We start from the raw sequence: 12216 nt of genomic DNA, 5'->3' as shown, positions 1-12216 counted from the left end.
TGGTGATAAAGGGTATACTTCGCCCTTATTCTTGAAACCAGCCATTGACGCTTCATTGGGCTTAAACGCTTTTTACGCCATGTTTGACATACTCTTCACCCATCCCGATTTTATAATCATCAACAAATACCCGCATGTTTCGGTACATAAGGACGATGGCGACACCATGTTGCTCCAAGAAGTCGCGAAAGTGAGTGGCGATGAGCAGCTTTACCTCATTCATCGTTTGGACAAAATGACTTCTGGTATTTTGCTGCTGGGAAGAAACAGCACGGCGGCCAGCGCGCTTTCACAACGCTTTGCGCAACGAGAGGTGGAGAAGTTCTATCTCGCCATTGGCGCGAAGAAGCCAAAGAAAAAACAAGGTACCGTTATTGGCGATATGGAACGCTCACGACGGGCCAGCTGGAAGCTGGTCAACAGTAAGCAAAATCCCGCCATCACTCAGTTCTTTTCCCTTGCCGGAGAACCGGGAGAACGTGCCTTTCTGTGTAAACCCTACACAGGCAAAACCCACCAGATCCGCGTGGCGTTAAAATCGGTAGGCTCAAGCATTATTGGCGATCCCATCTACAATGCGGGCAGCGATTCCGATCGTGGCTACTTACACGCGTTTTGTCTTGGTTTCCAATACCAAGGTGAGCAATACCACTTCGTGTGCGACCCGAGAAATCAGCCCGCCTTGGGTGAGAAATGGAACAGCGAGGCGCTTAACCAGGCGATTGAACAATGGTTAACACCTTGGCAACTCAACTGGCCAACCATCAATAAATAAACGAATGAGTAGAGACAGAGATGCAAGCATCACACCTAACGACATTTTTCCAGCATGTCGAATCACAGTTACAGCAAGCTCCCGATGAGATTCGCCGTCTTTTTCATGGGCGTGGGCGACGTTTTGAAGGGCTAGAACAAATTACCTGTGATTGGCTGCACGGCCAGTTGATCGTCAATCTCTTCAAACAAGTGGATGAGGCGTTCTTGCAATGCCTCAGAGAAGGCTTGTTAGCCCTAACGCACACACCTTTGTGGCAAGAGAAGCTTGGTCGCTGCGTGGTGATTCAGCACCGCTATGCCGATGGTGATCCAGCCGAAGTGTTGGTTGGCGAGTTGGAAGCGCGTCCTGTGGTTGTCGAAAGTGGCCTGAAATATCAATTAGATATTGGCCGAAATCAGAACTTTGGCCTCTTTTTGGATATGCGCTATGGCCGCGATTGGGTACGCAAAAATGCCAAACACAAAAATGTACTCAACCTGTTTGCCTACACCTGTGGTTTCTCTGTTGCGGCGATCGCGGGTGGAGCGGACAAAGTGGTGAACGTCGATATGGCCAAATCGTCGTTGTCGAAAGGGCGTGACAACCACAAGTTAAATGAGCACAACATCAATCAGGTTAGCTTCTTGGGATACGACATCTTCAAATCTTGGGGGAAAATCAAAAAAGCGGGCCCTTATGATTTGGTGATTATTGATCCGCCGTCGTTTCAAAAGGGCAGTTTTGCGCTAACCAAGGATTACAAGAAGATTCTTCGCCGTCTGCCAGAGTTATTGACAGACCAAGGTGAGGTGTTGGCATGCGTTAACTCTCCTGCAGTGAGCAGTGATTTCTTGATTGAAAGCATGAAAGAAGAAGCGCCTCAGTTGACCTTCCGTGAGCGTTTGGACAATCCCCCTGAGTTTATGGATATCGACAGTGAAGCCGCGCTGAAAGTGCTGCGCTTCAATTAACAGCGTATCCACCGCACGTGAAAACGCCCTCAATCGTGAGGGCGTTTGTTTATCAAATGCATAGCTTGTTAGTGCAAGCTCACGTCCAGATCCGATTCGATGTGCGATGAGCAAGCCAGAACATAACCTTGCGCAATTTCTTCGGCGGTGAGCGTTTCTTGGCTGATGGAACGCACTTGGCCATTCGCCACTTTGCACTTACATGAGCCACAAATGCCACTGCGACAAGCGACAATCAACGGCAGACCTGCATTTTCAAGTACATCTGCCAACAACTGACCTTTCTTGGCGTTGATGGTTTGGGCGAAGTCAGGCACCGAAATACAAACCTCTTCATCGCTCGCTTCCATAGCTTCGACTTTCTCTGGGGTAAAACTTTCGTGATAAAAGTGGTTCATATCAAACCCTAAGGCTTGCAAATAGTCTTGCGTGTCTTGCATAAACTGATTTGGCCCACAGAGATAGATGGTACGAGTGGCAAAATCTGGCACCAAATCTTGCAGCCATTGCGCATTGAATCGCCCTTGTGGGTGCGTTGTACCTTGGGCATCTTTGAGCAGCAGCTTTAAGTGGAAATGAGCATAGGCCGACTGGCAGGTTGATAGGTGATCAAAATAGATCGTTTCTTGGGCTGAGCGGGCAATGTGAAGAAACTCAATATCGACATTCATCTCGTTACTCAGCCAATGTTTGGCCATGGCAAAAACGGGAGTGACACCACATCCAGCGCTGATCAAGAGTGCTTTCCCTTGTCCATTTAATTCACGTGGTGGGTGGTCAACACAATTAAACTCACCCGCAGGGGCGAGGGCTTGAACCGTATCTCCGATAAGCAGAGAGTCGATGATGAAGTTTGACACTTTGCCCCCCTCAACTCGTTTGATGGTGAACTGAAGGTATTCTTCACCAGCCAGCGAACTGATTGAGTAGGCACGAAATTCCATCTTGCCGTCGATCTCTACACCAAGGTTAACGAACTGGCCTGGCTTAAATTGAAAAAGCAGCGATTCAGTGAGATCAGCGAGACGGATGGAAACCGTGTCATCAGTTTCAAAAAACTTGTCTACGCATTGCAACGTTGCGGGTTCGTTGCCTTGCCATTCAAAAAACATAGAGCACTCTTTGTTGGGATAGAAGGAAGATAAGTGCCCTCACGAAGGAGGGCACGAGTGATTAAGCGGCAAGAATGGCGTTCAGATCGTCCTGAACATTACCGATGCTGCGCATATCAAACTTCTCTTGAATGATGGCAATCAGGTTAGGGGTCAAAAACGCAGGAGCCGTTGGACCGGTGTAAATGCCTTTCACTCCCAGTGCGAACAAGGTGAGTAGGATAACAATCGCTTTTTGCTCAAACCATGAGAGGACAAGCGTTAGTGGCAGTTCGTTGATACCACAGTCAAACTCTTGTGCCAGCGCCAACGCCAATTGAATCGCGGAGTACGCGTCGTTACATTGGCCAACATCGAGTAGGCGAGGAATGCCGTTGATGTCACCAAAGGTGTTTTTGTTGAAACGGAACTTACCGCAAGCAAGCGTTAAGATCAGCGTATCTTCTGGTGCGGCTTCGGTGAAGTCGGTGTAGTAGCTGCGCTCGGCCTTGTCACCGTCACATCCACCCACAAGGAAGAAATGTTTGATGTTGCCTTGTTTCACTTGATCGATCACCGCAGGGGCGGCATTCATCAGTGCGTTACGGCCAAAGCCGACGGTGATCATGTGCTCAATCTCATCGTGCTGGAAGCCCGGTTGTGCCAACGCAGATTCAATCACGGCACTGAAATCGTCACCTTCAATATGAGCGACACCCGGCCAGCCTACGATGCTACGCGTGAACAAACGGTCTGCGTATTGGCCCACATTAGGGTTCAGCAGGCAGTTTGACGTCATCACAATGGCACCCGGGAAGTTCGCAAATTCTTTTTGTTGGTTTTGCCAAGCACTGCCATAGTTACCAACTAGGTGTGGATATTTGTTCAGTTCTGGATAGCCGTGTGCTGGTAACATTTCACCGTTAGTGTAGACGTTGATGCCTTTGCCTTCGGTTTGTTGCAAGATTTTTTCTAAATCGTGTAAGTCATGGCCGGAAACCAAGATGCATTTGCCTTTGACTGGTTTGACGTTGACCGCGGTAGGAACCGGGTGGCCGAAGGTCGCGGTTTCGCCATGATCGAGCATTTCCATCACTTTGTAGTTCATTAGGCCAATACGCATTGAACAGTCTAGTAGCTCGCCAAGATCTTCAGGATCGGTGCCTAACCAAGCCATGATTTCGTGGTACTCCGCATAAATGTCGTTGCTGGTTTGTTCCAACACGCGTGCGTGTTCCATATAGGCGGCGGCCCCTTTTAAGCCATACAGGCAGAGTAAGCGCAGGCCAATGACGTCTTCATGAACACTTTCTTTGCCACGATTGACCGCAACTTGTGGGGCGAAGGCGAGAATGGCTTGTGCGTTTTCTGGCAGTTCAAACTCGGCAACCGCAGGAACCTCTGACAGTGGCGAGTTTGCTAATGAAGAGGCAGTGAGTACTTGGTCTTTTAGCTGTGCTTTAAATTGAGCGGCTTGAGAGGTTAATTGCAGAATACGTTCAGGATCGAAGTTAACGTTGGTCAGTGTGGAGAAAAATGCTTTTGGCGCCCATTGATTGATTTCATCGTTAATGATGCCGTATCGATGTGCTTGAGTCGCCCAGTAGGAAACCCCTTGTAATGAGTAGACAAGGACGTCTTGCAAATCGGACACTTCTGCGGTTTTTCCGCACATACCTTGAGCAAAAGAGCAGCCTTTTACGGCTGGGGTTTGAATCGTCTGTTCACATTGAATACAGAACATAGTTGGCGTCTCCGGTGTCGTTATCCCTAAACGAAATGGGTTTAGGTTGTTGTTATTAGATTAAAAACGTTCACCTAAGAGCAGATTGCGTGCCAACTGTTATCTATATGAAATTAAATAATTTATTTTTAAATTGCTCATGCCTGCGATGTGAAAAAGACACGCTGTCCGTGTCTTTTTTACATCAAGAAATACTCAGCTGCTTACGCTTTAACCCCTAATTTTTTCCCCATCCGGTACAAATTGCCTCTGTCCATCTGTAGAAACTCTGCGGCTTTCGCCCAAATTCCATCCGATTGGGATAAAGCGTGTTCAATTAATTGTTTTTGATAGGATTCGACCAACTCTCTCATCCCTTGAGTTTGTTCAGGAAAGAGGGTGGATGTGTTTTTGACATCAAGTTGATTTGTCAGTGTCCCAATATGGTCGCTTTTGATGGTGGTCTGTCCTTGTTGAATGGCATGCAAAGCGGCGCGAGTGAGGGTGTGTTCTAGTTCACGAACGTTACCATACCAAGGAAGATGCTCTAATTGGTTCAAAAGTTTTGGGTGAACATGCAAGTTAGGCTCATTGAATTGATGGCGAACTTTTTCAAGCAGATAACCGGCTAATACTGGGATATCGCCTTCTCGCTCACGTAGGGCTGGAACCTTGATTGGGAAAACATTCAGACGATGGAAAAGGTCGGCGCGAAAATGGCCTGTTTCGACTTCTTTCTCCAAATCTCGGTTGGTGGCGGCAATGATGCGCACATTCACCAGCAGGTGTTTATCACTCCCGACTCGCTGCAATTCGCCTTGCTGAATCACGCGCAGCAATTTGGCTTGCAGTACCAGAGGCAGCTCGCCCACTTCATCAAGAAAAATAGTGCCCCCATCAGCCAGCTCGAATTTCCCTGCACGGTGCTGATTGGCGCCGGTAAAGGCGCCCTTTACATGCCCAAACAGCTCACTCTCGGCCAATCCTTCTGGGAGCGCCGCACAGTTCACGTAAATCATCGGCTTGTCACTGCGATGTGATTGCGCATGAACGTTATGCGCCACCAGCTCTTTGCCCGTGCCCGTTTCTCCCATGATCAATACTGCGTAATCTGAAGGGGCTACGGTGGTGATTTGTTTGCGCAGCTGATTGATTTGCGGGCTAAATCCCACCATTTCTCCTTGCTGAGATCGCGCTTGCTGGATCAGCGTTTGCGTGACGCTTTTTTGCTTTTTGTTTTGCGCTTTCAAGGCCTTGAACTGGGCAATATTGCGCAAGGTGGCCGCGGTTAAGGCGGTAAAGGTTTCCACCATCACGGGGTCGAGATAATCAAAGGCGCCGACGGTCAGAGCATCCATTGTTAGTACACCAACCAATTGGCCGTCGACATAAAGGCTGCTGCCAAGACAATCGTGCACATCGATACATTGATCTTCGGTGAGCAGCGAACCATCAAAGGGATCGGGTAGGGCGCAATCGGCATCAAAGCGCACCGTGTGGCGACTTTGTAAAATACGCTCTAAACGGGGATGGGTGGCGGGAAAATAACGCCGGCCTAATACCGCTGGGGATAAGCCCTTCACCGCAACGGGCGTAAGAAAACCGTTGCGGTCAAACACAAATAACGCGGCGGCATCACAAGGAAATACCGAAGCGATACCATCAATCAAGTGTTGGTACTGTTGTTCGCTTGATAGGGTTGAACTTAAATTCAGTGCGATTTTCAACACCGCTTGGTCAATCGTTTGGGACATAACCGCCTCTTATGGGATTTTGAGCGGTTATGCTACCAAGCTGATGTCATTTGAACATCGCATTCAGGCAAAAGTTGATGTTCTATTGACGTCGATCAATTTGTCTTATTCCTCTTCATCAACCTGATTGAGGGTATGGAAGCCAGAGTAGATACGTGTCCCTGTCGTGAACCAACATGCCGCACCAAAGAGGTAAGCAAGTGTCGCGAAAGAGTGTGGGAAGAGGCAAAACAACACAAAACAGGCAATGGTTTCTGTGCCTTCGGTCAGACCACTCATGTAATAAAGTGATTTGTTTTGATAAACCGGGTTATCAATGCCCCGTTTACCCGCCATCACCGCGAAAGCGAGAAAACTGCTGCCTGTTCCAATGAAAGAGAAAATCAAAAACGCGCCAGCAATGGCGTTTTGTTCTGGGTTAGCCAAGACAAAGCCAAAAGGGACGAGCGAGTAGAAGAGAAAGTCCAAGCTGATGTCGAGAAAACCACCGGCGTCAGTGATCCCTTGAATACGTGCTAACGCCCCATCAAGCCCATCGCAGACTCGATTTAAAACAATAAAAGCCAATGCCAGCAGGTATTGCTCTGCCATTAGGGCGGGAAGGGCAAAACAGCCTAAGACAAAACCGAGTACGGTGATCTGATTAGCGGTGACACCATAATGGTTGAGCACTTGGGCACTTTGCGTCAGCGGCCAACGTATCACTTTAATGCTAAATCTATCTAACATGGCACTGCTCCCAAGGCCAATGCAGCACTCGGCTTCCCGGCGGCACGTCATCGATATCGTGTGTCACCATCAGTGCTGGGATATTGGCCTGTTGCAGTTGGCTGATTACCCAGTCGCGAAATTGCACTCTCAGTTCCTTATCCAGTTTACTAAATGGCTCGTCGAGCAGCGCCATTTGTGGTTTCGCTAATAGCATTCGTATCAAGCTGACCCGCGCCCGTTGTCCCCCAGAAATTTGCTCTGGATAAGAGTCGGCTAACTCAGACAACGCGATTTTGTCGAGAGCATTGATAGCCTGTGCTTTTCGCTCCGTCCCTTTGATGTCGTTGGGCAGTGCAAACGCTAAATTTTGCCAAATATTCAAATGAGGAAAGAGCATATCATCTTGAAACAAAATACCTACCTGACGCTGGTGGGGGGCCAAAGGTGCGAGATCACGCTGGTTAAGCGAAAGCGTGCCTGAGTATTCAAATTCGTCACTCAAATGACCAGCGATAAGGCTCAATAATGTGGATTTTCCGCAGCCACTTGGGCCCATTAAGCTAACAATCTCACCGGCGTCAATCGTTAAATTGATGTCGGAAAACAGCGTCTCGCCCGAGCGTTTATGGATGGCGAGGTTTTCGAGACAAAACGTCATGAGTTTTAGTGTCCTTAACGCGAGCGTGATGGCGGCGCGTTTGCAAATGTCCAATAAAGAGGGCAATAGAAAAGAAAACGAATGGCAGTATGGCTTGCCACAATGCGTAAATGGCAGTCACGCGACGATCTGAGCCGCTCGAGAGCGCTACCGCTTCGGTGGTAATGGTGGTGATGCGGCCCGCACCGAGGATCAGTGTTGGTAAATATTGTGCAAGACTCACGCTTGCCCCGACTGCCCAAGCATACAAAATAGCCGGCATCAGAATGGGCATCTTGATGCGAATAAAGACCCAAATCGGTGCTTTACCAAGACTGAGCGCAGCGCGCGTGTAGTTGTGGTTGTAGCTGCGCCAAGGGCCATCCAAAGCCAAATAAACAAGCGGAAACGCAAAAAACACGTGTGACCACAATACCCAAAGCGAATAGGCATCGGACGAGAGATAAAGCGTCGCAATTTGCAATCCAAATAAGATTGAAAGCTGTGGGATCAACATCGGCAAGGCAATCACATAACCTGGAAGATGAATGCGATGCTTATCGCGGTATTCATGTGCCACCAAGGCTAAAAGCACAGTCACGCATGCTGTAGCGAGGGCAAAAAGCAAACTTTGTTCTATGGTTGGCAGTACGTTTTGCCATTCGGCCTGCCAAAAGCGATCACTATAACGGCTGGGTAGAAGATCGGGGAATCGCCAGCGGTGGGCAAAGCTCCAGAGCAACATCAAAGGAAACATGGTCAGTGCCAATAACGCTGAAAAAGCAAAGAGTGTTTTTCCTGGCAGCGAAAAACCAAATCGACCGGAATACTGCCAGCGACCAAAATAACCCGTGATACTCTTTTCAAACAGTACAATAGCTGCCATAAGCAGACTGGCGATAACAAACAGAACCATCGCACCTGCGGCAGCTCTTGGTAATAACTCCAACTCAGGATCACTAAACCACTGCCACACCAATACGGCAAACGTGGCAGGATTCGTCGGGCCGAGGATCAAGCTGAGATCAACCACCGCAACGCCATACGCCATTACAGCAAACAGTGGAAAACGCATTTTTTGTAGCCACTGAGGCAGGACTGTTTTCCACCAGAATTGTGCTGGTGAATAGCCCATGGAGGCGGAGACTTGACTGAGCTGAGCCACGTTTAACTGTTGCAAAACCGGCACGCTCATGAGCAACAAAAATGGGATTTCTTTTAGAGCGAGGGCAATGGTCAACCCCAACGCATACGGATCGTTGACAAACCAAGCACTATCGTCCGTTGATAGGCCAACATCCAACGTTTGCGCAGCGACTCGCGCAACCAACCCTGTGGGAGAGAAGAGAAAGGCGAAACCGATAGCAAACGCCACGTGGGGCATCGCAAGCAGCGGAGAGAGTAGCGACTCCACTTTTTTCCAATGGCGGTTTTGCCACAAGGCTTGCAAGATTGCGAAAGTAAACAAGCAAGCCAAGTAGGTACTGAAAAGAGCGCTAAACACCGTCAAAGCGATGGATTTTTCCACGCCAGTCCAAGTGAATACCGCATCAAATCCGATCGAAGACAATTGGTGCAAGCCAACGGGAGGAATATAACCAAAAGACGAGAGCAACACGCCGAATAAGCCCGGAATAACGGGGGCAATGCATACTAAAATCAGTATCAAATAAGCGGCTCTAAACATCGTGCTCTCGTTTGCATTTGCTCTTGGTTGTGGTCGAATTAATTGCCGTAACGCTTTTGCCATTCGGCTTCAAGCGCGGTTTGCCAGCTTGGATGTGGCTCAGCAACCGATTTAAATAGGCGCGTATTTTTAGCGCTGCCAGTGAGATACTGATTCTCCAATACAGAGGGATCACCCCAAATCGACAGGTCGCCTTTGCGTGACTGCGCTTCTGGACTGAGCAGGAAGTTAATGGTGACCAGTGCCCCTTCCGTTGCGTTTGCATTCCAAGGAATGGCGAGGAAATGAATGTTCGATAGCGCACCTTTGCTCATGGCAAATGTCTTGGTTGATTCTGCTAGCGTGCCATTCGCTTGAGCGGAGTAAACCGCATTTGGGTTAAAGGTGATGGCTAAATCCAACTGGCCGTCATCCAATAGTTGAAAAGACTCAGCGCTGTCCGTTGGGAATTGTTTTCCCTGACGCCAAGCAACACGGTGAAACTCATCCAAATATTGCCAAAGTGGCTTAGTGATGAGTTGAAACTCTTGCTCGTTGACCGGTTTCGCTAATGCTGGGTCGTTATCCGTTAGCTCAATGAGCACCGCTTTCAAAAAACTGGTGCCGTGAAACTGAGGAGGGCGTGGGTAGCTGACGCGATTCGGGTACGCCTTTGCATAGCTCAGCATTTCTGAAAACGAACTGGGCGGATTGTTAAGTGTTTTTTCATCATGAATAAACACCAATTGGCCCACGCCCCATGGCGCTTCGAGCCCCAGAGTGGGTTCTGAAAAGTCGCTGTCTACTGGCAGCGCCTTATTGACGTATTGCCAGCTTGGAAGCTGTTCAACAAAAGGTCCGTAAAGTAGGTCATTGTTCTTCATGGACTTGAAGTTTTCACCGTTGATCCAAACCATATCAACACTTCCGCCTTGGTTTTTCCCCGCTGCTTTTTCTGCGATGAGTCGAGTGGTGGTTTCAGCAATATCGGTGACTTTGACGTGCTTAAGCGTGACACCATAGCGAGTTTTCAGTTCGCCTCCAGCCCAACGAAGATAGTCATTGATCTCTTGGCTACCGCCCCATGCATGGAAAAAGACCGTTTGTCCTTGTGCTTTTTCTTCGATTTGTTGCCAAGAGGGTGTGGTAGCAAAAACGCTGGCAGAGAGTAGCGCGCCAGTCAGTAGTGTTGTCAGCCGTTTCATAACATTCCTTTCATGTTGAGCTTTATGTGTTGCAACCAGAGACCGTGCTTGTCTCGGTTTTCTTTCATTATGAATGAAAAAATTGAATTTATTGAAATGTTTACGAGTTTTGTGTGCAAGTTGTTCAGTTTTTGATGGTTCTATGAACAGGTGCGGAGAAAGAAAGTGAAAGCCCCATGATGCAAGACGAGAGAATACAGGAGGGGAAGTGAGGTATAGAGTCGCGAGATAATAAAAAGGACCGCGAAAAGCGGCCCTAAAAAATCGATCAAACTGGACTAGTTTTTCCAATCTTTTAATGTGAATGTGAGCGTGTGGTTACTGTTTTTCAACACTAGGCTGTCTTTAGTAAGGGTGATATCACTCCAGTCAGACAAGGTTTGAGAAACGGCTTGCTCAGTGTTCATCGCGTCATCGATACACATCTTCATGGTCATGCCCATTTTTTCAATGCGGAACTGGTTATCTTTCAGCTCGGCTTGGCCAAAGAAGTTATTACAACCCGCGTTACCATTGGCCATCATGTTTTCACCCACTTCAAGACGAGGGGCTTGCTGATGTTCGTTGATTGTAATGGCATTGCCATCAATGCTGACGAGTTCCCAATTATGGTGCTGTAAATCTTGAGCTGTTAATTGTTTCACGTTGTCACCATTACTTACACACGCAGTTACTAGGATAGGCATTGAGATAGCAGCAAGTAGTGTTTTTGAACTAAGCTTCATTATATTAACTCCGAATTTAGGGAACGTGGGAAGTATAGTTAATCGAACACTGTATTTGTCAGAATACGGTCATAGTTTCGTATGAAAATTTGTCGTTTAAAGCAACCATGGTCATGTTTTTATTAGAGAATGCTTTCTTAGCTCATGGAGATACGATTAGAGTGAACAGTGAAAGCGATAAGCAGCAGGAGGCGGTATGGAACAATTGGAGTTTTTCACTGTACCCAGCCCTTGTGTGGGGGTTTGCAGTGTGGATGACAAAGGTTATTGCAATGGATGCATGCGTAAACGTGAAGAGCGTTTTAACTGGCTAAACATGACACCAAGTGAACAGCTGCACGTGATTAAACTCTGTCGTCAGCGTTATCGTCGTAAGCTTGCACAAGGTAAAGATCCATCAAGCACAAAAGAAGAAGTACAAAGCCCACAGCAAGATTTATTTTAACTCTCCCTAGCACACATTTGAGATGTGTTGACTAAGGAGAGCCAAATGCATTCGTTGATGACTATTTTAGCCCCCACTTATCGTTTACCCACCCCCCGGCATGCTCATCAAAATGGCAACCGACAAATTTATGATTTTGTTCAACGTCATGCGTTGAATGCGTTTTGTCTGTCATCAGTTGATAGATGTAATTCGCCATAGGGTCGTTACTGGTTTGCAGCTCTCGTCTTGTCACCACTTCTCTTATGAGCTGTAGACGATAGGATTTGCTGGCTCGTTTCATATTTCTAACCTCCGTGAATACATAGCAGCAGTGTTTAAGACGTAACACCTGCTCCCATTCGTGCTCAAGTGGCACAAAACCTCTGGAGGCTATTCACCACAATAGCCAAGCGATTAACACATTTTTTCAGAGCAGATAGACACGCCATCGGTCTCTTTGCTGACATCGAAGAGACTGTAACGTTACCGAGTTACCCAACGATCATATTATGGCGTAGGCATCAGCGGCATTGATCAAATTTAGAAGTG

12 protein-coding genes are annotated in these 12216 nt (G+C 47.9%); 3 read left to right on the top strand and 9 right to left on the bottom strand.

Going from position 1 to position 12216, the window contains the following annotated elements:
- Positions 1–79 precede the first annotated feature (79 nt).
- Together LZU85_RS08750 and LZU85_RS08745 are read left to right on the top strand one after the other, a co-directional pair.
- The gene (locus LZU85_RS08750) at positions 80–775 is read left to right on the top strand and encodes a TIGR01621 family pseudouridine synthase (RefSeq protein WP_206624305.1); all 696 of its coding nucleotides are present in this window, start codon (positions 80–82) and stop codon (positions 773–775) included.
- 20 nt (positions 776–795) lie between these two features.
- Positions 796–1728: a class I SAM-dependent methyltransferase gene (locus tag LZU85_RS08745; RefSeq protein WP_017790573.1), complete on the top strand. Its 933-nt coding sequence runs from the start codon at positions 796–798 to the stop codon at positions 1726–1728.
- Positions 1729–1796: 68 nt separating this feature from the next.
- Here the strand turns inward: LZU85_RS08745 and LZU85_RS08740 are convergent, their stop codons facing one another.
- The 8 genes from LZU85_RS08740 to LZU85_RS08705 form a co-directional block, all read right to left on the bottom strand.
- Complete coding sequence (locus tag LZU85_RS08740; protein ID WP_039553370.1) at positions 1797–2840, bottom strand: FAD-binding oxidoreductase; 1044 nt, start codon at positions 2838–2840, stop codon at positions 1797–1799.
- Between the two features lie 61 nt (positions 2841–2901).
- Complete coding sequence (gene hcp / locus LZU85_RS08735) at positions 2902–4563, bottom strand: hydroxylamine reductase (protein ID WP_108678635.1); 1662 nt, start codon at positions 4561–4563, stop codon at positions 2902–2904.
- A gap of 203 nt (positions 4564–4766) precedes the next feature.
- Positions 4767–6296: a nitric oxide reductase transcriptional regulator NorR gene (norR, locus tag LZU85_RS08730; RefSeq protein WP_206624304.1), complete on the bottom strand. Its 1530-nt coding sequence runs from the start codon at positions 6294–6296 to the stop codon at positions 4767–4769.
- A 105-nt stretch (positions 6297–6401) separates the two neighbouring features.
- Positions 6402–7025 (bottom strand): CDP-alcohol phosphatidyltransferase family protein, encoded by a 624-nt coding sequence (locus tag LZU85_RS08725; RefSeq protein ID WP_061058436.1) that lies wholly within the window; start codon positions 7023–7025, stop codon positions 6402–6404.
- Positions 7015–7665, bottom strand: coding sequence for an ATP-binding cassette domain-containing protein (locus tag LZU85_RS08720; protein ID WP_072603047.1), 651 nt, complete (start codon positions 7663–7665; stop codon positions 7015–7017). The genes LZU85_RS08725 and LZU85_RS08720 overlap by 11 nt, the downstream gene beginning before the upstream one ends.
- Positions 7631–9331 (bottom strand): ABC transporter permease, encoded by a 1701-nt coding sequence (locus LZU85_RS08715; protein ID WP_206624303.1) that lies wholly within the window; start codon positions 9329–9331, stop codon positions 7631–7633. The genes LZU85_RS08720 and LZU85_RS08715 overlap by 35 nt, the downstream gene beginning before the upstream one ends.
- Before the next feature lie 38 nt (positions 9332–9369).
- Positions 9370–10515 (bottom strand): ABC transporter substrate-binding protein, encoded by a 1146-nt coding sequence (locus LZU85_RS08710; RefSeq protein WP_045620140.1) that lies wholly within the window; start codon positions 10513–10515, stop codon positions 9370–9372.
- A 278-nt stretch (positions 10516–10793) separates the two neighbouring features.
- Positions 10794–11240, bottom strand: coding sequence for an META domain-containing protein (locus LZU85_RS08705; RefSeq protein ID WP_011080681.1), 447 nt, complete (start codon positions 11238–11240; stop codon positions 10794–10796).
- A gap of 196 nt (positions 11241–11436) precedes the next feature.
- Between LZU85_RS08705 and LZU85_RS08700 the strand changes: the two genes are divergently transcribed.
- Complete coding sequence (locus tag LZU85_RS08700) at positions 11437–11685, top strand: DUF1289 domain-containing protein (RefSeq protein WP_011080680.1); 249 nt, start codon at positions 11437–11439, stop codon at positions 11683–11685.
- Between the two features lie 61 nt (positions 11686–11746).
- Here LZU85_RS08700 and LZU85_RS08695 read toward each other — a convergent pair whose 3' ends face one another.
- Positions 11747–11968, bottom strand: a complete 222-nt coding sequence (locus LZU85_RS08695) for a hypothetical protein (protein ID WP_013571984.1) — start codon at positions 11966–11968, stop codon at positions 11747–11749.
- Positions 11969–12216 lie beyond the last annotated feature (248 nt).

The organism is Vibrio floridensis (genome assembly GCF_021852965.1).
Lineage (GTDB): Bacteria > Pseudomonadota > Gammaproteobacteria > Enterobacterales > Vibrionaceae > Vibrio > Vibrio floridensis.
The sequence above is the reverse complement of the archived record's forward strand: the minus strand, read 5'-3'. Positions and strand labels throughout refer to the sequence as shown.

Coding starts and splice junctions, on each gene's coding strand:
- hcp (WP_108678635.1), bottom strand. CDS start 4,563: ATGTTCTGTATTCAATGTGAACAGACGATTCAAACCCCAGCCGTAAAA.
- LZU85_RS08700 (WP_011080680.1), top strand. CDS start 11,437: ATGGAACAATTGGAGTTTTTCACTGTACCCAGCCCTTGTGTGGGGGTT.
- LZU85_RS08745 (WP_017790573.1), top strand. CDS start 796: ATGCAAGCATCACACCTAACGACATTTTTCCAGCATGTCGAATCACAG.
- LZU85_RS08710 (WP_045620140.1), bottom strand. CDS start 10,515: ATGAAACGGCTGACAACACTACTGACTGGCGCGCTACTCTCTGCCAGC.
- LZU85_RS08740 (WP_039553370.1), bottom strand. CDS start 2,840: ATGTTTTTTGAATGGCAAGGCAACGAACCCGCAACGTTGCAATGCGTA.
- LZU85_RS08715 (WP_206624303.1), bottom strand. CDS start 9,331: ATGTTTAGAGCCGCTTATTTGATACTGATTTTAGTATGCATTGCCCCC.
- LZU85_RS08725 (WP_061058436.1), bottom strand. CDS start 7,025: ATGTTAGATAGATTTAGCATTAAAGTGATACGTTGGCCGCTGACGCAA.
- LZU85_RS08705 (WP_011080681.1), bottom strand. CDS start 11,240: ATGAAGCTTAGTTCAAAAACACTACTTGCTGCTATCTCAATGCCTATC.
- LZU85_RS08750 (WP_206624305.1), top strand. CDS start 80: ATGTTTGACATACTCTTCACCCATCCCGATTTTATAATCATCAACAAA.
- LZU85_RS08695 (WP_013571984.1), bottom strand. CDS start 11,968: ATGAAACGAGCCAGCAAATCCTATCGTCTACAGCTCATAAGAGAAGTG.
- norR (WP_206624304.1), bottom strand. CDS start 6,296: ATGTCCCAAACGATTGACCAAGCGGTGTTGAAAATCGCACTGAATTTA.
- LZU85_RS08720 (WP_072603047.1), bottom strand. CDS start 7,665: ATGACGTTTTGTCTCGAAAACCTCGCCATCCATAAACGCTCGGGCGAG.